Origin of the sequence: Sphingomonas kyeonggiensis, from assembly GCF_014204495.1 — a bacterium.
GTDB classification, from domain to species: domain Bacteria; phylum Pseudomonadota; class Alphaproteobacteria; order Sphingomonadales; family Sphingomonadaceae; genus Sphingomonas; species Sphingomonas kyeonggiensis_A.
The window spans coordinates 220,281-239,548 of the sequence record NZ_JACHLN010000003.1 but is presented as its reverse complement, the minus strand read 5'-3'; the positions used below and the strand labels follow the sequence as shown (position 1 = coordinate 239,548).

Sequence of the window (19,268 nt, the reverse complement as noted above, 5' to 3'; positions counted from 1 at the left end):
CGGATCGACTGAAAAGGAAGGGCCGGGGGCGATGCTCCCGGCCCTTTTCTATTTCAGCGTCGCGAGCAGCGCGCGGGCGGGAAGCGCTTCGGGCGAGCCATAGGGGCCATTGGCCACCGGCAGCAGCGCGCCGCGCGCCGCGATGGTGCTGCCGCGTGCGGCGAGCGCCTCGCCCAGCAGCAATCGCGGGGCAGGGGCGGCGGGAACGGTGTCCGCCGCCTTCATCAGCCCCTCGATCGCCACATCGGGTGCGACCTCGCCCGCATCGGCGAAGCTGCGATAATAAGCGAGCAGCGGCAGCGGGTTCTCGCTGTCGGCGCGATTGGCACGGGCGATGGTGACGCGGGCGCTCTTCAGCATCGCCTGCCTGTCCGCCGCCGGCGCCGCCAGCGCGATCCGCGTCTGGGCTATGCCCCGCCAGGCAAGCGCGTCGCCATTGCCGGGGGCGATCGCCAGCGCCTTGCCGGCGGCGGCGGCGCATTCGGTGCCGTTGCCGCTGCGGCATTCGGCTTCGGCAAGCAGCAGCTGCGCGTCGAGGTTCGCCGGGTAGCGGGTGGCGTCGCGGCGCAGGCTGCGCAGCCAGTCGTCGCGGTGCGCGATCGCGTCCCGCCGCGCCTTGTCCAGCTTCGGGTCGCCGGAGGCGGGCGGCAGCTCGACCCGAGAGCCGAGCTCGAGCCGTCCTTTCACAAAGGCGGCCTCGCCTTCGGTCAGCCGCCGCACGATCGGTTCGCCGGCGCGATCGGCGGGATAGGACATCTGCTCGAACGGCAGCTTGCCATTGTCATAGGCGGCAAGCTCGGCCTGCAGCTTGCCGAGGTCGCCGAATGCCGCCGCTGCTCGCTCCATCGACTCGCCCGCGGCGATCGATGCGAGATAGGCGTGGAGCTGGCCGCGCCGCGTGTTCGAAAAGAACAGCATGTGCGTCAGCGCCCAGGCATGGAGCGGGGTCCAGCGCTCCGCGGCCTTGCGGTCGCTCAGATAGCGGCCGGTCAGGACGTCCGCGATCGGCGTGCGGGCATAGCGATCGAGCACCTTGCGCAGTCCGTCCGGCGCGCGGCCATATTCGATCTTCGCATCACCCTCGGCTGCCATCGTCGCGAACAGCTCGCCAAAGCCGTCGACATACCAGCGGGGATAGGCATGCGGGAAATAGGTGACCAGGAAATGGCGCGCATAGCCGGCGTAGATGCGGCCCTCCGCCGAGATCGGCACCGCCAGCTCGTTCACCGAAAGGGCGAGCGGGTCCTCCCGTCCGAATCGCGCGATCGATCCGGCCTGGCCGGCGGCGAGCGCGGCCGCCGTGCCGGGGTTCTCGCCCGATGCTCCGGCGGCGGGATCGGCCGCCGGTGTCGTCGCGCGGACCAGGTCGGGAAGGATATTGGCGAGCGACTGTCCCGGCTCGAGCAGGGCCTTCTGGTCGAAGCGACTCGCGGCGAACACCGCACCGTCCTCGCGCGGATCATAATAGGCCGGCTCGGGGAAGGCACGGGCATAGGGGCCGGGCGAATAGCGCAGGTTCGCCAGATCCATCGCGTCGAACTCGGCGCCGTTGCCGACCAGGGTGATGCGCAGCTTGCGGGTGTTGTCCGGCCGGTCGACTCGGTTGAGCAGAACCGAAAGCAGGAAATGGAGTCGTTCCAGATTATGGGCGATCCGGGTCAGCTCCTTCTCGCTGCCGTCGCTGATCACCACGACGTGATCGGTCTCGGCCTGGCGCCAGTTGCTCGGCCGGTCGCGCTGTCCCTGCACCACGATCGCGGCATCCTGGCCGGACGGATTCGCCTCCTGTGCCACGGCATTTCCAGCCGTGCCGATCAGGCCCAGTGCCAAAATCGCGCGCATGCCCCGCATATCGCCTCTCCCGCTATATCGTTAGTGCGTTACTATGCGCGTTACGTCGGGGGGAAGGAAGCGCACGATGGCGGTTCGGCCAGGCCCGGATACGCAGGTGTTTCTAGCGGGAGGAGGAAGGCCGTTTCGGCTGGATTCCCATTTGCATGCGATCCGTTTTTCCCAACGCGATTTTACGCGGAAACTCACACTCTTTCACACCAACTCGGTTGGATTTCCACGCGCGATGGCTAAAAGCTGGCAGCGATGGTGACCGGGACGATCGAGCAACTCACTGCACGTGAACGTGACTGCCTGCGGCTTGTCGCGCGCGGCATGTCGTCCAAGGAAATCGCCCTCGCGCTCGGCCTGTCGCCGCTCACGGTCGATGGTTACTTGAAGGAAGCGGCCCGCACGCTCGGCGTATCCAGCCGGCGCGAGGCCGCGCGCATCCTCACCGCGCACGAAGATGCCTCTCCGCAGCCCCCGGAAACACCCCCCCAAAATTTGGGGGCCGAGCCGGTGGACCTTGCCGAAACGGTGCATTCGGGAGTTCCATTGCCACCGAAACGGTCCGAAGCCGAACCGCGCTTTCGGGTTCCGTTTCTGAGGCAAGGGAGGCAAACCAATGATCTGGACCCGCTCAACCGCCTGATGTGGATATTCGGTCTCTCGATCCTGATGCTGATCGCGGTGGCCAACTTCCTCAATGGGCTGGGCGCGCTCTGGCGCATTACCAGCTGAACTAGGTCTCTTCCAAAGCCGGACCATCAACCACGTCGCAGCATTGTGGCTGCGCGAAGGAGGACTCATGCCTTCTGCAAAGAAGATCGCTTCTGTGCGCATCGCCCGTTCGCTCCAGCCCGCGGAACTCGCGGTGAACCAGGCTGCGCTCAAGGTTCTCGCCATGGGCACAGCCGTGCTCACTGCGCGGGTCGACGGTACTTTCCACCCGCTCGAGGCGCAGGATGCCGTCGACTATGTCGGTGCCGCCACCGCCAAGGTCTTCGGCGCGCTTTCGGACATCAAGAAGGCGCATGGCGAGCTGCGCAGCGTCGGCATTCGCCACCAGGTGATCGGCGAGGGCGACATCTATGAAACGCCCGGTCACGAGGCGATGGAGCCTGCGATCATCAAAATCGCGGCCGCAGCGTGATGGAGGCGTTGACTTGGACCAGCTTCACTGGTGCGATCATGTCGCATGAGCAAGTTCATCTACCTCGCCCTGCTGGTAAGCTGCTGCCTCTACGCGCTCGCGCGGGGCGGCACGCCGGAACGTGCGGCCGTCGGGATCCTGGTCTCCGCGGTCGCGGCCTCGGCTTTCACGCCATCCACCGGCGCGCATCGCTTCTTCCAGCTCGAGATGGGCATGCTCACGGTCGATACGTGCCTGTTCCTGGCGATGACCGTGCTGGCGCTGAAGGCGCAGCGTTACTGGCCGATGTGGCTCGCCGCCGTGAAGCTCAACACGGTGATCACGCATCTGCTGATCCTGTCGCCTTCGCTGATGCCATGGTCCTATGCCGTGGCGAACGCGGCGTGGAGCTATCCCAGCCCGTTGCTGATCGCGATCGGCGCGGTGCGGCATCGCCAGCGGCTGAAGCTCTATGGAGCGGATCCCGCCTGGTCCTGACCGGGGAGGCCTATCATGGCTGAGGCGGACAATGCCCTGTATCGCCTGCATGAGCGCCCTGCGGTGCCCAGCAAGGCGGCAGCGGGCGGTGTCGGGTTCACCGGCAAGGCGGCGGACCTGGTGGAGGGCATCTACCGTGCCCGACGGCTGCGCGACGATGCCTTCGGGCCGATCGCCGGGCAGTTCCGCGAGCCGACCTGGGACATATTGCTCGATCTCTACCTGGCGGCCGCCAAGGGGCGCCCGGTATCGGTGAGCAGTGCCTGTATCGGCAGCGGTGCGCCCCAGACCACGGCGATCCGCCACCTTGCCCTGCTCGAGAGCGCCGGGCTGGTGGTCCGCTCGCCCAACCCGATGGACAATCGGGCGGGCATCGTGACGCTCACCGAGGAGGCGATCCGCCGCGTCGATGACTGGGCGCGGCGCGTGCGCGGTACCTGGAAGGCGGAAACGGCGTTGCCGGGCGAAGCGGTGGCCTGAACCATCCGGTGCTTTGTGGGGCGAAGAGGGCCGGGGCGATGTCCCGGCCCTTTTTCTGTCTGGGCGTGCGGCCTTGCGGGTGCTCCCGCGTATCTCTCTCGGTTCCCCGGCGAAGGCCGAGGCGCAGCTGCCGAACTCGCGGATGCCTGGATATCGAGATGCCGTGCCAGGGCGTGCGGACGCAAAAAGGGCCGGGAAGATCGCTCTTCCCAGCCCCTTTTTGTTTCAGCGGTGTGCTGGGATCAGACAGCCGCGACTTCGGCGACGTCGACCTTCACGCCCGGGCCCATCGACGAGCTCAGGGCGACCTTGCGCAGGTACTTGCCCTTGGCGCCCGACGGCTTGGCCTTGACCACTGCGTCGACCAGCGCGTCGAAGTTCGCGCGCAGGTCTTCCGCCGGGAACGACGCCTTGCCGATGCCCGAGTGGATGATGCCGGCCTTCTCGACGCGGTACTCGACCTGACCGCCCTTGGCGGCCTTGACGGCCTCGGCGACGTTCATGGTCACGGTGCCGAGCTTCGGGTTCGGCATCAGGCCCTTCGGGCCCAGCACCTTGCCGAGACGGCCGACCAGGCCCATCATGTCCGGGGTCGCGATGCAGCGATCGAACTCGATCTTGCCGCCCTGGACGATCTCGAGCAGGTCCTCGGCGCCAACGACGTCCGCACCAGCTTCGCGAGCCTCGTCAGCCTTCGCGCCCTTGGCGAACACGCCGACGCGCACGGTCTTGCCGGTGCCCTTCGGGAGCGTGACGACGCCGCGGACCATCTGGTCGGCGTGACGCGGATCGACGCCCAGGTTCAGCGCGACTTCGATCGACTCGTCGAACTTGGCGGTGGCATTGGCCTTCACGATCGCGATCGCTTCGTCCACGCCGTGCAGCTTCTCGCTGTCGACGGTCCATGCCTTCTGCTTCTTGGTCAGCTTTGCCATGTTATCAGCCCTCCACAACCTGGAGGCCCATCGCGCGGGCCGAGCCCTCGATGATGCGGGTGGCCGCCTCGATATCGTTAGCGTTGAGATCCTTCATCTTGATCTCGGCGATCTTGGTCAGCTCGGCGCGAGCGATCTTTCCTGCCGAAACCTTGCCCGGCTCCTTCGAGCCCGACTTCAGGTTCGCGGCCTTCTTGATCAGATAGGTCGCCGGCGGGGTCTTGGTCTCGAACGAGAACGAGCGGTCCGCATAGACGGTGATGACGGTGGGGAGGGGCGTGCCCTTCTCCATGTCGCCGGTCTGGGCGTTGAACGCCTTGCAGAATTCCATGATGTTCACGCCGCGCTGACCCAGGGCAGGGCCGATCGGCGGCGAGGGGTTGGCGGCGCCCGCAGGCACCTGCAGCTTGATATAGCCGGTAATCTTCTTTGCCATGTCACTCTCTTTCGCGGACCCTTCACGCGAAGCTGGGGGCCCAGATCAAGTCGAGCGGTTAAGCGGCCGTGCGAACACGGCCTCCCGCGGATTTCCGTAGCTGTTGCTTTGGAAGGGCGCGCGCCTAGCGCATCCCGGGGGGAAAGGCAAGGCACATGGCGCCGCCGCAGCGGTGCAATCGGGCCTTGCCAACTGGCCTGACAATTCGCAGGGTGCCGGCACCGGCGACACGAGCACCAGCTCGCACAGAAGCGCCGGGCAATCCAGGAGGCGCCTGGAGAAGATGCAATGTTCAAGCATAATCGCACCGCCCTGCTGGCGGCCACCGGTCTGATCCTCGCCACCGCCGGCGTCGCCTGGGCCTATACCACCGACACCGATTCGGGCGGCAGCATCACCAACATCAGCGGCGGCAAGCGCTTCACCATCCAGCAGCGCACCGACAGCACGCCGGGCAGGGCGGAGCTGCGCGGCACGTCCAGCACCACCGGCGTCTCGGCGAGCGGGCGGTTCAAGCTGGTGAGCGGCGGCAAATATGTGAGCGTGATGCAGGTGCTCAACGTCGTTGCGGCCGGCGCTACCTCGGGCCCGTCCGAGCCGATCACCCAGCTCGCCGTACGGCCCAAGTCGGGCGGCAATTTCGAGTTCTACGTGGTGCAGGGCGGCCAGCTGTGCAGCGGTGCGCCGACCGTGGTGATCGGCAGCTCCTACGATGTCAGCGTGTCGGTGAGCACCGGCCAGAGCCCGGAATACCGGATCAACGGCGTGGTCTGCAAAAAGTCGAACCCGGATGGGGACAAGGCCGGCACCGTCTATGACGGCAGCCTCAAGAGCGGGCGCTATTTCTACCCGAAGATGGGCGCCTACAACACGAGCAGCAACCAGACGAACAATGGCGGCGGCTCAACGATCGAGTGGACGGAGATCTCGATCTGAGAAGGGGAATAGGGGGATCGGCCCTGCCTAGTTGGCCGATCCCCCGCAGGGCGCCGGTCTCCCTAGTGACCGGCGCCCATATCCGGCATCGGCATCATGTTCAGGTTCAGGTGGTACATCACCCAGATCGAACCGCCGATGGTGAGGATCACGATCACCGCCGTGAACAGGAAGGCGAGCAGCGTCCATCCGCCCTCGGACCGCGTGTCGAGGTGCAGGAAGAAGGCGACGTGCACGATGATCTGGACGATCGCGAAGGCGAAGATCACCGCCGCGGTCCAGGCCGGGGAGAGGGGGGATCCGCTCATCACCAGCCAGAACGGGATCACCGTCAGGACGATGGCGAGCAGCGAGCCGATGCGGTGGCCATTGCCGTGCCCGTGGGTGCCGGGCGTTTCGTGCGGGGTGCTCAACGGATCACTCCATACAGATAGACGAAGGTGAAGACGCCGATCCAGATGATGTCCAGGAAGTGCCAGAACATCGAAAGGCAGATCAGGCGGCGCCTGGTCGCGGGGTTGAGGCCGTGCTGGCCGAGCTGGATCAGCATGGTGACGATCCACACCAGGCCGATCGTCACGTGCGCGCCGTGGGTGCCGACCAGGGTGAAGAAGGCCGAGAGGAAGGCGCTGCGGTCCGGCCCGGCATTCTCGGCGATCAGGTGCGAGAACTCATAGAGCTCGATGGCGACGAAGCCCGCGCCGAGCAGGCCGGTAAGCGCCAGCCAGAAGCGGACGGGGCCGACCCGGCCCGCTTCCATGTGCGGCATCGCTTCCCCGAAGGTGATCGACGAGGCGAGCAGCAGGCCGGTGTTGATCGCGACCAGCTTCAGGTCGAAGATCTCGCGCGGCACCGGGCCGCCGGCATAGGCGCTCGCCACCACCCCGAACATCGCGAAGAGCGAGGCGAAGATGAGCGCGTCGCTCATCAGGTAGATCCAGAAGCCCAGGACCGTCGGGCTTCCGCCCGAAGGTTCATGATGCTCCTCTTCTTCGGTGAGGTGCCAGACCGGAGCGGCCTGGGGGTCGATTGCGTGGTCGGTCATGTCAGGCCCCCTGCGCAAGCTGCATGGTGCGCTTGTCCTCGGTTGCGGCGACTTCCTCGGCCGGGATGTAATAGTCGCGCTTGAAGTTGAAGGTGTGGCCCACGGCGACCGCGAACAGGCCGGCGAAGCTGAGCGCGGCGAGCCACCAGATGTACCAGACCATCGCGAAGCCCATCACCAGCGCCAGGGCGGAGAGGATGAAGCCGGCGCCGGTGTTCCTGGGCATGTGGATCGCCCGGAAGCCGGTGGTCGGGCGATGGTACCCGCGGCTCTTCATGTCGTACCAGGCATCCAGGTCGTGGATGACCGGCGTGAACGCGAAATTGTAGGCCGGCGGGGGCGAGGAGGTCGACCATTCCAGCGTGCGGCCGTCCCAGGGATCGCCGCTTGCGTCCTTGAGCTGGTCGCGCTTCAGCCAGCCGACCAGGATGCTCATCACGAAGCCGAGGATGCCGATCAGGATGATCACGGCGCCGATCGCGGCGATGATGAAATAGGGCTGGAAGCTGGGGTCGTCGAAATGGTTCACGCGGCGCGTGGTGCCCATCAGGCCGACGATGTAGATCGGCGTCCAGGCGATCCAGTAGCCGGCGACCCAGCCCCAGAAGGCGACCTTGCCCCAGAACTCGTCGAGCTTGAAGCCGAACGCCTTGGGGAACCAGTAGACCATCGCCGCGAACAGGCCGAACACCACGCCGCCGATGATCGTGTTGTGGAAATGGGCGACCAGGAACAGCGAGTTGTGCAGCACGAAGTCGGCCGGCGGAATGGCGAGCAGCACGCCGGTCATGCCGCCCACCGTGAAGGTGAGCATGAAGGCGACCACCCACATCATCGGCAGCTCGAAGCGGATGTTGCCGCGGTACATCGTGAACAGCCAGTTGAAGATCTTCGCGCCCGTCGGGATCGAGATCACCATGGTGGCGATGCCGAAGAAGCTGTTGACCGTCGGGCCGGCGCCCATGGTGAAGAAGTGGTGCAGCCAGACGAGGTAGCTGAGGATGGTGATGACCACCGTGGCGTAGACCATCGACGAATAGCCGAAGAGCTTCTTGCCGGTGAAGGTGGAGGTAATCTCGGAATAGATGCCGAAGGCCGGGAGCACGAGCACATAGACCTCGGGGTGGCCCCAGATCCACACCATGTTCCAGTACATCATCGGCGCGCCGCCGAGCTCGTTGGTGAAGAAGTGCGTGCCCGCATAGCGATCGAGCATCAGCAGGAAGAAGGCGGCGGTCAGCGCGGGGAAGATGGCGATGGCAAGGATGTTCGAGCAGAAGGCGGTCCAGGTGAACACCGGCATCTTCATCATCGTCATGCCGGGGGCACGCATCTTGATGACGGTGGCGACCATGTTGATCGCCGACAGGGTCGTGCCGACGCCGGCTATCTGGAGGGACCAGAGATAATAGTCCACGCCGGTATCCGGGCTGTATTGCAGCCCGGCGAGCGGCGCGTAGGACAGCCAGCCCGTCCGCGCGAACTCGCCGACGAACAGCGAGACCATGGTGAGCAGCGCGCCCGCGGCCGTCAGCCAGAAGCTGAGATTGTTGAGGAACGGGAAGGCCACGTCGCGCGCGCCGATCTGCAGCGGCATCACGAAGTTGACGATGCCCACCACCAGCGGGATCGCCACGAAGAAGATCATGATCGTCCCGTGCGCGGTGAAGATCTGGTCATAATGTTCGGGCGGCAGGTAGCCGGGGTTGCTCCCGAAGGCGATCGCCTGCTGGGCGCGCATCATCAGCGCATCGGAGAAGCCGCGCAGCAGCATCACGATGGCCAGGATGATGTACATGATGCCGATCTTCTTGTGATCGACGCTGGTGAACCACTCGTTCCAGAGATAGCCCCAGAGCTTGTACCTGGTCACCACGCCAAGCAGGCCGAGGCCCAGCAGCGCGACGACGATGAAGGTGCCGAGCAGGATCGGCTCGTGCAGGAAGGGCAGGGACTCAAGGGACAGGCGTCCGAACACCGTCTTTAGCAAATGGTCTGTCATGGCGGTTCCGTTGGCTCAGGCCTGGGCGACGCGCGCGGCGCCGGGCATGCGGAAGGGGGCGAGGGCGGACATGCCTGGATGCTTCGGCGCATCCGGGTGCGTGCCCGTCGGCGGGGTATGGGCGGCGGGTGCCTTGGCCGGGCCATGGTCCGGATCGTGCGGCTTGCCGGCGGCGCGCATCCTGTCGCTGCGCATCACATCGACCATGCAGGGCGTGCCGGGGGCGACGCACTGGTTGACGATCTTGTCGAACAGGCCCGGCATCGGTGCCGAGAAGCGCATCACCGGCACCTTGGCGCTTGGCTTGGCGAGGGTGAGGTAGGTTGCGGTGTCGAGCGCCTTGCCGCTGGCCCTGGCCTCGGCGACCCACTTCTCGAACCCGGCCTTGTCGACGCCGCGCAGCTTGAAGCGCATGTCCGAATAGCCCGCGCCGGTATAGTTGCCCGAATAGCCCCAGCTGTCGCCGGCCTTGTTGAGCACCGCGTGCAGCTCCGACTTCATCGTCGGCATCGCGTAGATCATGCCCGCCAGGGTGGGCGCGAAGAAGGTGTTGAACTGGTCGGTCGAGGTGATCGAGAAATGCACCGGCTGGTCCACCGGCAGCGCCAGCTCGTTGACCGTGGCGATCCCCAGCTCGGGATAGATGAACAGCCACTTCCAATCCATGCCGATCGCCTGGACCTCCAGCGGCCTGGTGCCGGCCGGCACCGGCTTGCCCGGCGCGATCCGTTCCAGCGGGCGGAAGGGATCGAGCAGGTGCGTGCTCGTCCAGGTCACCGCGCTCAGCGCGATGATGATGAGCAGCGGGCAGGTCCAGATCACCAGCTCGAGCGTGGTCGAGTGGTCGAAGTTCGGATCATAGGTCTTGTTCGGGTTGCTGCGGCGGTATTTCCAGGCGAACCAGATCGTCAGCGCCAGCACCGGCACGATGATCAGCAGCATGACGCCTGTCGAGAACAGGATCAGGTTGCGCTGCTGCACGGCGATGTCGCCGGTCGGGTTCATCACGACCATGTCCCCGCAACTGCCGAGCAGCAGGGGCAAGGTGAGTAGGGGCAGGCTGGCGAGAGCCCGGCGAGCTGGTCTGGATCCTGGTATCCGCATGCATCCCGGCTAACCGGACGTTGCGGGTCTGCCTTTGATCGGAGTCAAAGGGCTGCGAATGCCGCTCGGCTAGGGTGTCCCCGCACTCAGGAAGGACGAAATGGGGATGATGGCCACGCCGAGCATGACGAATTCGGGCACGCTCGAACGCGATGCCCGCCTTATCGATGCGCGCGACCATGCCGTGCGCCCCGCCGATATCGCGGTGGGCGTGATCATCGGCCGCGCTTCGGAGTTCTTCGATTTCTTCGTCTATGCGATCGCCTCGGTGCTCGTCTTCCCGGCGGTGATCTTCTCGTTCGCCGATGCGCTGACCGGCACGCTCTATTCCTTCGCGGTCTTCGCGCTCGCCTTCGTCGCACGGCCGTTCGGCGCGCTGCTCTTCATCTGGCTCGATCGGACGCATGGGCGCGGGGTGAAGCTGACCATCGCGATGTTTCTGCTCGGCGGATCGACCGCGGCGATGGCCTTCCTGCCCGGCTATGCCCAGGCGGGCGGCGTGGCGGTTGCGCTGCTCGCGCTGTTCCGCCTCGGCCAGGGTTTTGCCCAGGGCGGCACCTGGGACGGGCTGCCGGCCCTGCTTTCGCTCAACGCGCCGAAGGAGAAGCGCGGCTTCTACGCGATGATCCCGCAGCTCGGGGCGCCGATTGGCCTGTTCGTGGCCGCCGCCGTGTTCGCCTTCCTGCTCACCGCGCTGAGCCCGGCCGACTTCCTCGACTGGGGCTGGCGCTATCCCTTCTTCGTCGCCTTCGTGATCAACGTCGTCGCGCTCTTCGCCCGGCTGCGCCTGATCTCCACGCCGGAGTTCGAGCGGCTCTACGAGAGCCAGGAGCTGCAGCCGACCCCGGTGGGCGAGCTGTTCCGCGAGGAGGGGTGCACCGTGATCCTCGGTGCCTTCGCGCCGCTTGCCAGCTTCGCGCTGTTCCACCTCGTCACCGTTTTCCCGCTTTCCTGGGTGGTGCTGAAGGGCGAGCCTCCGGTGCACTTCCTGGTGATCGAGCTGGTCGGTGCCGTCTTCGGCATGCTCGCCATGGTGCTCTCGGGCTATGTCGCCGATCGGATCGGCCGCCGCACGCTGCTCGGCGTCTCGGCCGCCTTCATCGCCGCCTATAGTGGCTTCGCCCCGCAGCTGCTCGGCACCGGGTCGGCCGGCGAATGGACCTACATGATCCTCGGCTTCGTCCTGCTCGGCCTGTCGTTCGGCCAGTCCTCGGGGGCGGTGAACAGCAGCTTCTCCGCCAAGCGCCGCTATACCGGTGCCGGCACCACCGCCACCGCCTCCTGGTTTATCGGCGCCGGCTTCGCCCCGCTGGCGGCGCTGCTGCTCGCCAGCAATTTCGGGCTGCTCTCTGTCGGCGCCTACCTCCTGTCAGGTGCTGCCTGCACGCTGGCGGCGCTGGGGCTCAATCGCGAATGGGGCCGCAGGGAAGCCTGATCGCCCGCCTGTCCCGGGAGACCGAAAAGGCCGGGGCGGCATCGCTCCGGCCTTTTCGCGCGGGGCGGGAATCGCCCTGTGCTCCGCTTCGTGTCTGCCACGATATGGAGCGGGCAGGGATGTCTTCCCGCGGGTCGCCGCGGCGACTCCGCCGCGAACCTTCCGCTACGGAATTTCAAGAAAAACCGTCTGGAAGTCATTGTTACAGGCTTGTTTCATGACTGATTGACAATATTGCTGTTTCACGTAGCTTTTGTTTCAGGACGGGGTGCCTCGAAAGGCGATTCAACATCGCAATCGAGGGGGCATCCAATGGGCGTTACCTGTTCATCAGTTCGTCGGCGTATCCTGTTTGCGTCTTCCGCCATTGTAACATCGCTGCTGTTGACTGATGTCGCGGCGGCCCAGGAGTCGACAACTACGTCCGAGCCGACCGGCGAGATCGTCGTCATCGGCACGCGACGTACCGATCGCACGCTCACAACCTCTGCGTCTCCGGTAGACGTGATCAGTGCCGCCGAGCTTACCGCGCAGCCCGCTGCGAACATGATCGATGCGGTGAAGAACGTCGTGCCGTCCTTCTATGCCGGCCAGAACTCGATTTCGGACGCGTCCACCTTCGTGCGCTCGCCGTCGCTGCGCGGCCTGCCGGGCGATCAGGTGCTCGTGATGCTCAATGGCAAGCGCTACAATCGCTCGGCGCTGGTCCAGGTCTATGCCGGCAGCGATACCGGCCTCGGGCGAGGCTCGCAGGGGCCGGACATCTCCGCCATCCCGTCGCTGGCGATCAGCAACCTCCAGGTGCTGCGCGAGGGTGCGACGGCGCAATATGGTTCGGACGCGATTGCCGGCGTGCTCAACTATGGCCTGAAGGAGGGAAGCGGCTTCGAGGTCGTGGCGCGGGCCGGCCAATATTATGCAGGCGATGGAGAGAGTTACCAGATCGCCGGCAATATCGGCCTTGCCGGCGCAATCGGTTTCATCAACCTGACCGGCGAATATGACGACGACGCGCAGACCAGCCGCGGCGTCACCCGGCCATCCGCTGCAAACTTTGCGATGAACTTCCCTGCACTGGCGTCGCAATTGCCCAACTATCCGCTGCCCGCGCAGATCTGGGGCACCTCGCCGTCCCACGGGTACAAGCTCTTGCTCAATTCGGCGCTGAACGTAACCGATGAGAGCAAGCTCTACTTCTTCGCCAACTTTGCAAAGATCCACGCAAACCAGAGTTTCAACTACCGCCCCTCGGTCACCAGCACCGCCGTCGATTCCGCCGGCGTGGTCCGTACCCAGGGTGCCAACGCGCTGTTCAATAACACTTTCTACCTGACGCCGTGCCCCACCGGCAACGCGACCTGCCCGGCGGGCAGCTTCGTGGTAGACAGCAATGTCTTCCGGTTCAGCCAGCTCTACCCGGCCGGCTTCACCCCGCGCTTCGTCGGCGAGACCGAGGAGATCTACGGCACGCTGGGCTACAAGGGCGAGACCGAGAGCGGCTTCCGCTACGACCTGTCCGGCTCCTGGGCCCGCAACACGCTGACCCTGTCGATGTACAGCTCGCTCAACGCCTCCTACGGCCCCAGGACCCAGACCAGCTTCGCCTTCGGCAAGCTGATCCAGGAAGAGGCCAATCTCAACGCGGACTTCAGCTATCCGGTGGATATCGGCCTGGCGAGCCCGCTGACCTTCTCCGCCGGCGGCGAATTCCGCAAGGAGACCTATGAGCAGACCGCCGGCGACGTGCAGTCCTATGGTGCCGGCCCCTATGCGGTGGCGCAGCGGCTCTACACCCAGACCGCACCCGGCGTTTATACCTTCACCGGCACCAGCAACGCCCAGGGCGTCGGCGCAAGCGGCTATGCCGGCACGAGCCCGGCGGCGGCCGGACGGTTCAGCCAGAAAAGCTATGGCGCCTATATCGATCTCGAGACCGACATCACTGACGCACTGAGCGTCGGCGCTGCCGGTCGCTACGAGCATTACGACACGTTCGGCGATGCCTGGGTGTGGAAGATCAACGGCATCTACAAGTTCGCCGATGCCTTCTCGGTCCGCGGCAGCATCGGCACCGGCTTCCACGCGCCGTCGCCGGGCCAGTCGAACGACGCGATCATCACCACCTCGTTCGTCGCGGGTACCGCGGTGCAGGTCGGTACCTATCCGGTGAATACCGCGATCGCCCAATATTATGGCGCGACGACGCTCGATCCGGAGAAGTCGACCAATTACGGCCTGGGCTTCATCCTGACACCGGACAAGGACCTGTCGTTCACCGTCGATGCCTATCAGATCGACGTGAAGAACCGGATCGGCATCACCCAGAACTACACCGTCACCGCCGCCGACGTGACGGCGCAGCCCTCGCTGATCGCGGTGGGCGTGGGCGGCCAGGTCAACTTCTTCACCAACGGCTTCGATACCCGTACCCGCGGCATCGACGTGGTCGGCACCTGGAAGACCGTGCTCAGCGAGGCGGAGCTCAATTTCTCGCTCGCCTATAATTACAACAAGAGCGAGATCACCAAGTACAATCCCAAGGTGATCGGGCCGAACCAGATCATCGACGCCGAGCATCTCGCGCCCAACCACCGCGTGGTGTTCGTCGCCAGCTGGTCGCTCGACGGGCTGAGCTTCAACGTTCGCGAGAATTATTACGGCAGCTGGAAGAGTGCCCAGGACTATGGCCCCGGCCAGACCTTCGGCGACAAGTTCGTCACCGATCTCGACGTCAGCTACACCTTCGCCGAGCACTACACGATCACCATCGGCGCGCAGAACTTCACCGACGAGCGCCCGGACCGGCTGACTGCGGCATCGGTGCCGATCTACCCGATCACCGGCGGCACGTCCGACGGCCAGGTCTATCCGCGCAATGGCGGCCCCTTCGGCTTCAACGGCGGCTTCTACTATGCCCGGCTGCGCATCAAATACTGACGCATGATACCCTCTGACTTCCCCGGGGGCATCCGCCTCCGGGGTCCTTTTCGTAGTGCTTGAACCCGGTACGCGCAGGCCGCTATCGCCGTCTCATGGCTGAATTGACGCATCGCATCGCCCGCATCGATGACCTGCCCGCATTGCATGCGCTGATGGGCCGCGCGATCGAGGCGCTGCAGCAGGATTTCCTCACTCCCGAGCAGGTCCGTGCCAGTCACAAGGTGATGGGCCTCGACAGCCAGCTCGTTCGCGACGGCACCTATTTCCTGGTCGAGCGTGACGGACAGATTGCCGGCTGTGGCGGCTGGAGCTGGCGGGCGACGCTGTTCGGCGGCGATGACAGCGTGATCGAGCGCGAGCCGGCCCCGCTCGACCCGGCGACGGACGCCGCGCGGATTCGCGCGATGTACACCGATCCCGGCTTCGTGCGGCAGGGGGTAGGGCGGATGATCCTCGCGCTGTGCGAGCGGGCCGCCGCCGATCACGGCTTCCGCCGCGCCGAGATGATGGCGACGCTCTCCGGCGTGCCGCTCTACCGCGCCTGCGGTTATGAACCGATCGAGCAGGTCTCGGCCGGCCCGATCGAAGGCGTGATGGTGCCGCTGGTGCGGATGGGCAAGGTGCTGGCCGCCTAGCCCCGAACGGAAAAGGCCGGAGCGTTTCCGCCCCGGCCCTTCGGATCGGCTTGTCGTGCGCGTCTTACTTGATGCGCTCGACGTCCTCGAAGCCCAGCTCCAGCGGCGTCGCGCGACCGAAGATCGAGATCGAGACCTTCACGCGGCTCTTGTCGTAGTCGAGCTCCTCGACCACGCCCGAGAAGGTCGCGAAGTTGCCGCTGATGACCTTGACGGTGTCGCCGATGTCGTAGTCGACCTTGACCTTCGCCTTGGGCGCGGCGGTGGCCGCCTCGTCCTTGGTGTTGAGGATGCGCGCGGCCTCGGCCTCGCTGATCGGCTGGGGCTTGCCCGACGAGCCGAGGAAGCCGGTCACCTTCGGCGTGTTCTTCACGAGGTGATAGACGTCGTCGTTCATCTCGAGCTTGGCGAGGACATAGCCCGGGAAGAACTTCCGTTCGGACTGGATCTTCTTGCCGCGGCGGACCTCGGTGACGGTCTCGGTCGGAACCTCGACGGCCTCGACCAGCTGCTCGAGGCCCATGCGGGTCGCGTCGGCCAGGATCTGGTCGCGAACCTTGCCCTCGAAGCCCGAATAGGCGTGGATGATGTACCAGCGCGCCATGCGTTCGTTTTCCCTTTGGTGTTCTGCGGTGCGGCTTACTGCGCGAGGCGCAGCAGCGAATTGACGATGAAATCGAAGATCGAGTCGACGCCCAGGAAGAACACGCCGAGCAGCGTGGTCATGATCATCACCATCACGCCGGTCATGATCGTTTCGCGGCTCGACGGCCACACGATCTTGCGCGCCTCGGTCTGCACCTGCTTCACGAATTCGGTCGGACTGGTCTTCGCCACTGGGGCATCCTCGCTTCAAAGTTCGCCGGCTGCGGGGCACGGGTCCGCTGCCCGGTCCTCTCTGGAGGAACCGGTGCTACCCACCACGCTGTCGGATTGGGGGCTGTATCTAGCGAGTCGCGAGCGCAGGTGCAAGCTGGCGCGGTTGCGAAAAGAGACCAGCCCCGATCAGAGCACCGCGACCGCGACGAAACCCAGCACGATCAGGCCGAGAAAGGCCCAGGCGAACAGGTCCAGCCGCTTCTCGATGAACTGCTGCACCGGGGCGCCGTAGCGCTTGAGCAGCAAGGCGACGAGGAAGAAGCGGGCGCCACGGGTGATGCAGCAGAGCAGCACGAACAGCGGGAAGTTGAAGCTGGCCGCGCCGCTCGCGATCGTCACCAGCTTGAACGGGATCGGGGTCAGGCCCTTGAGCAGGATGATCCAGGTGCCATATTCGCTCTGATAGGCGTGGATCGCCTCGGCGAGCTTGGCCTCCAGATGATAGGTGTGGACGATCCATTCGCCCACCGTCTGCATCAGGCCATAGCCGATATAATAGCCGAGCATGCCGCCGAGCACCGAGGCGATGGTGCAGACCAGCGCGATGCGGAACGCCTGCTCGCGGCGGGCGATCACCATCGGGATCAGCATCGCGTCGGGCGGGATCGGGAAGAAGCTGCTCTCCGCGAAGGAAACCAGGCCGAGGAGCCAGATCGCATGGCGGTGGTGCGCCATGCGCAGCACCCAGTCATACAGGGGTCGGAACATCGGTGCCGGGCAACTTTCCAAGCGGGGAAGGGAGGGCCTGTCCTTTATGGGCGGCGCCCGCGCTTGTCCATGGCGACGAGGGGCCGTTCGGGCCCTCTGCCCGGGCGACCGGCTTGTTCTGCGGGCGATATGTCGCGAGCCATGGCAGGCTGCGCCAAGCAAAGAACCCGCGCAGTTCCCCGCGCGGGCTCTCGGCCTCCCCCAAAAAGAGGCCGCAGCAATGTCCGGTAAGAAGCGGGTCGGCCCTTCAAACCGTGGCTTCGCTGGTTCTCGGTATTGCGCCAGGGCAATTGTCGGCCTTCCCCTAGGGCAGGTGCGGCGATTCCGTGTTGAACCACGGTGTCACGCACTTGAACCGGTGTTGCGCGGAAAGCGCGGTCAGGGTCGTTCGAGTTGGTCGCGCTCGGCCTTGCCGAACACGCGGCCGCGGCAGGGCACCGGCAAAGCCCGGGGCGAGTCAGCGCAAGCAGGTCCCCGAACCTGCGGAATTAGGCATTTCTCACTCGCATGGGGGCGGCGGCTCACTCCCCCGGGTGTGGGCAGCTTTTCGATTTAGTGGAACAATTGGAACGATCTTATCCGGCTGCATCGCAGTTCTTCGGCCGCCTACACCCTGTGCATCCGGAAACGATCCGGGCCGCCGACACCTACCAAAGAGGGAAACCACCATGACCGTCACCGCCACCCCGACCCCCGGCAAGACCCTGCTGAACCCGACCGATCACGCGCTCGTGCTGATCGACTTCCAGTCGCAGATGGCCTTCGCCACCAAGTCGATCGCCCCGGAGCTGCTGCGCAACAACGCCGCGCTGGTCGCCAATGCCGCCGCCGGCTTCAACGTCCCCACCATCCTCACCACCGTCGCCGAGAAGAGCTTCTCGGGCCCGATGTTCAGCGAAGTGACTGATCCGTTCCCGGGCCAGAAGCTGCTCGACCGCACGTCGATGAACACCTGGGAAGACGCCGCCGTGATCGACGAGGTCAACCGCATCGGCAAGCAGCGCCTGGTGTTCGCGGGTCTCTGGACCTCGGTCTGCATCGTCGGGCCGGTGCTCTCGGCGATCGACCAGGGCTTCGAGGCTTATGTGATCACCGACGCCAGCGGCGACATTTCGGAGGAAGCGCATGAGCGCGCCGTTGCCCGGATGATCCAGGCCGGTGCCCGCCCGATCACGTCGCTCCAGTATCTGCTCGAGCTGCAGCGCGACTGGGCGCGGACCGAGACCTACGACATGACCACCGGCATCGCCCGCAAGCTGGGCGGCGCCTATGGCATCGGCATCACCTACGCCAAGACCATGTTCGGCGCCTCCGAAGGCGGCCACTGATCCCCGCGCGGCCGGGCCGTGCCCCCTTTGGCCCGGCCGCACCTCAGCCTTTCCCAATCGACCGAAATCCCAAGGAAATTCCCATGAGCACCATCACCACCCAGGACGGCACCGAGATCTTCTTCAAGGACTGGGGCCCCAAGGACGCCCAGCCGATCATGTTCCATCACGGCTGGCCGCTGTCGTCGGACGACTGGGACGCGCAGATGCTGTTCTTCCTGTCCAAGGGCTACCGCGTCGTTGCGCATGACCGTCGTGGCCATGGCCGCTCGGCCCAGGTCCCGACCGGCCACGACATGGCGCACTATGCCGCCGACGCCGCAGCGGTTGCCGAGCATCTCGACCTGCGCAACGCGATCCATATCGGCCACTCGACCGGCGGCGGCGAAGTCGCGGCCTATGTCGCCCGCCATGGCCAGCCTGCTGGTCGCGTCGCCAAGGCCGTGCTGGTAAGCGCGGTGCCGCCGATCATGCTCAAGACCGAGGCCTATCCGAACGGCCTGCCGATCGAGGTGTTCGACGGCCTGCGCAGCGCGCTGGCGGCGAACCGCGCCCAGTTCTTCCGCGACCTGCCCGCCGGCCCGTTCTACGGCTTCAACCGCCCCGGGATGGAGACGATCGAAGGCACGGTCGACAATTGGTGGCGCCAGGGCATGATGGGCAGCGCGCTCGCCCATTATGAAGGCATCAAGGCCTTCTCCGAGACCGACCAGACCGGTGACCTGAAGGCGATCACCGTGCCGACGCTCGTGCTGCACGGCGAGGACGACCAGATCGTGCCCTACAAGAATGCCGGCGTGCTCCAGGCCGAGATCCTGCCGAACGCGACGCTGAAGACCTATCCGGGCTTCTCGCACGGCATGCTGACGGTCAACGCCGACGTGCTGAACGCCGACATCCTCGCCTTCATCCAGGCCTGATCCCCCACAAGTCGGAAGGACG

20 protein-coding genes are annotated in these 19,268 nt (G+C 65.6%); 10 read left to right on the top strand and 10 right to left on the bottom strand.

The annotated features are described in order from the left end of the window. Positions 1 to 48: 48 nt before the first annotated feature. Positions 49 to 1,842 carry a hypothetical protein gene (locus tag HNP52_RS15440; protein WP_184168530.1) on the bottom strand — a complete coding sequence of 598 codons (1,794 nt, stop codon included), beginning with the start codon at positions 1,840 to 1,842 and terminating at the stop codon, positions 49 to 51. Between the two features lie 258 nt (positions 1,843 to 2,100). On the opposite strand from HNP52_RS15440, the gene HNP52_RS15435 reads away from it, so the two are divergent. The 4 genes from HNP52_RS15435 to HNP52_RS15420 all read left to right on the top strand — a co-directional run bounded on the left by HNP52_RS15435 (position 2,101) and on the right by HNP52_RS15420 (position 3,943). Then, positions 2,101 to 2,574 carry a helix-turn-helix transcriptional regulator gene (locus HNP52_RS15435; protein WP_184168529.1) on the top strand — a complete coding sequence of 158 codons (474 nt, stop codon included), beginning with the start codon at positions 2,101 to 2,103 and terminating at the stop codon, positions 2,572 to 2,574. A 67-nt stretch (positions 2,575 to 2,641) separates the two neighbouring features. Next, entirely contained in the window at positions 2,642 to 2,986 is a 345-nt protein-coding gene (locus tag HNP52_RS15430; protein WP_184168528.1) for a hypothetical protein, read from the top strand. 45 nt (positions 2,987 to 3,031) lie between these two features. Then, positions 3,032 to 3,463, top strand: a complete 432-nt coding sequence (locus HNP52_RS15425) for a hypothetical protein (RefSeq protein WP_184168527.1) — start codon at positions 3,032 to 3,034, stop codon at positions 3,461 to 3,463. A gap of 15 nt (positions 3,464 to 3,478) precedes the next feature. Continuing rightward, on the top strand, positions 3,479 to 3,943 hold the full coding sequence (locus HNP52_RS15420; protein ID WP_184168526.1) for a winged helix DNA-binding protein: 465 nt from the start codon (positions 3,479 to 3,481) through the stop codon (positions 3,941 to 3,943). A gap of 242 nt (positions 3,944 to 4,185) precedes the next feature. On the opposite strand, the gene rplA is transcribed toward HNP52_RS15420, so the two are convergent. Both rplA and rplK read right to left on the bottom strand, forming a co-directional pair. Next, complete coding sequence (gene rplA, locus HNP52_RS15415; protein ID WP_184168525.1) at positions 4,186 to 4,878, bottom strand: 50S ribosomal protein L1; 693 nt, start codon at positions 4,876 to 4,878, stop codon at positions 4,186 to 4,188. 4 nt (positions 4,879 to 4,882) lie between these two features. Continuing rightward, positions 4,883 to 5,314: a 50S ribosomal protein L11 gene (gene rplK, locus HNP52_RS15410; RefSeq protein WP_184168524.1), complete on the bottom strand. Its 432-nt coding sequence runs from the start codon at positions 5,312 to 5,314 to the stop codon at positions 4,883 to 4,885. 288 nt (positions 5,315 to 5,602) lie between these two features. Between rplK and HNP52_RS15405 the strand changes: the two genes are divergently transcribed. Then, the gene (locus HNP52_RS15405; RefSeq protein ID WP_184168523.1) at positions 5,603 to 6,250 is read left to right on the top strand and encodes a hypothetical protein; all 648 of its coding nucleotides are present in this window, start codon (positions 5,603 to 5,605) and stop codon (positions 6,248 to 6,250) included. Between the two features lie 62 nt (positions 6,251 to 6,312). On the opposite strand, the gene cyoD is transcribed toward HNP52_RS15405, so the two are convergent. Genes cyoD through cyoA form a run of 4 tightly spaced genes read right to left on the bottom strand, consistent with a single transcriptional unit; the run spans position 6,313 to position 10,302 of the window. Continuing rightward, entirely contained in the window at positions 6,313 to 6,663 is a 351-nt protein-coding gene (gene cyoD / locus HNP52_RS15400; RefSeq protein WP_184168522.1) for a cytochrome o ubiquinol oxidase subunit IV, read from the bottom strand. Then, complete coding sequence (gene cyoC / locus HNP52_RS15395; protein WP_184168521.1) at positions 6,660 to 7,295, bottom strand: cytochrome o ubiquinol oxidase subunit III; 636 nt, start codon at positions 7,293 to 7,295, stop codon at positions 6,660 to 6,662. Before cyoC ends, cyoD begins: the two co-directional genes overlap by 4 nt. Before the next feature lies 1 nt (position 7,296). Further along, on the bottom strand, positions 7,297 to 9,297 hold the full coding sequence (gene cyoB / locus HNP52_RS15390) for a cytochrome o ubiquinol oxidase subunit I (protein ID WP_184168520.1): 2,001 nt from the start codon (positions 9,295 to 9,297) through the stop codon (positions 7,297 to 7,299). A 15-nt stretch (positions 9,298 to 9,312) separates the two neighbouring features. Beyond that, the gene (gene cyoA / locus HNP52_RS15385) at positions 9,313 to 10,302 is read right to left on the bottom strand and encodes a ubiquinol oxidase subunit II (RefSeq protein WP_409372651.1); all 990 of its coding nucleotides are present in this window, start codon (positions 10,300 to 10,302) and stop codon (positions 9,313 to 9,315) included. Between the two features lie 208 nt (positions 10,303 to 10,510). Between cyoA and HNP52_RS15380 the strand changes: the two genes are divergently transcribed. The 3 genes from HNP52_RS15380 to HNP52_RS15370 all read left to right on the top strand — a co-directional run bounded on the left by HNP52_RS15380 (position 10,511) and on the right by HNP52_RS15370 (position 15,411). Next, the gene (locus HNP52_RS15380) at positions 10,511 to 11,836 is read left to right on the top strand and encodes an MFS transporter (protein WP_221416506.1); all 1,326 of its coding nucleotides are present in this window, start codon (positions 10,511 to 10,513) and stop codon (positions 11,834 to 11,836) included. 384 nt (positions 11,837 to 12,220) lie between these two features. Continuing rightward, positions 12,221 to 14,773 carry a TonB-dependent siderophore receptor gene (locus HNP52_RS15375; RefSeq protein ID WP_260396176.1) on the top strand — a complete coding sequence of 851 codons (2,553 nt, stop codon included), beginning with the start codon at positions 12,221 to 12,223 and terminating at the stop codon, positions 14,771 to 14,773. Positions 14,774 to 14,868: 95 nt separating this feature from the next. Continuing rightward, positions 14,869 to 15,411, top strand: coding sequence for a GNAT family N-acetyltransferase (locus tag HNP52_RS15370; protein WP_184168517.1), 543 nt, complete (start codon positions 14,869 to 14,871; stop codon positions 15,409 to 15,411). A 64-nt stretch (positions 15,412 to 15,475) separates the two neighbouring features. On the opposite strand, the gene nusG is transcribed toward HNP52_RS15370, so the two are convergent. The 3 genes from nusG to HNP52_RS15355 all read right to left on the bottom strand — a co-directional run bounded on the left by nusG (position 15,476) and on the right by HNP52_RS15355 (position 16,998). After that, complete coding sequence (gene nusG / locus HNP52_RS15365; RefSeq protein WP_184168516.1) at positions 15,476 to 16,015, bottom strand: transcription termination/antitermination protein NusG; 540 nt, start codon at positions 16,013 to 16,015, stop codon at positions 15,476 to 15,478. Positions 16,016 to 16,050: 35 nt separating this feature from the next. Continuing rightward, positions 16,051 to 16,248: a preprotein translocase subunit SecE gene (secE, locus tag HNP52_RS15360; RefSeq protein ID WP_184168515.1), complete on the bottom strand. Its 198-nt coding sequence runs from the start codon at positions 16,246 to 16,248 to the stop codon at positions 16,051 to 16,053. 168 nt (positions 16,249 to 16,416) lie between these two features. Beyond that, complete coding sequence (locus tag HNP52_RS15355) at positions 16,417 to 16,998, bottom strand: YqaA family protein (RefSeq protein ID WP_184168514.1); 582 nt, start codon at positions 16,996 to 16,998, stop codon at positions 16,417 to 16,419. Positions 16,999 to 17,666: 668 nt separating this feature from the next. Between HNP52_RS15355 and HNP52_RS15350 the strand changes: the two genes are divergently transcribed. Further along, positions 17,667 to 18,326, top strand: a complete 660-nt coding sequence (locus HNP52_RS15350) for a hydrolase (RefSeq protein WP_184168513.1) — start codon at positions 17,667 to 17,669, stop codon at positions 18,324 to 18,326. Between the two features lie 83 nt (positions 18,327 to 18,409). After that, positions 18,410 to 19,246: an alpha/beta fold hydrolase gene (locus HNP52_RS15345; protein ID WP_184168512.1), complete on the top strand. Its 837-nt coding sequence runs from the start codon at positions 18,410 to 18,412 to the stop codon at positions 19,244 to 19,246. Positions 19,247 to 19,268 lie beyond the last annotated feature (22 nt).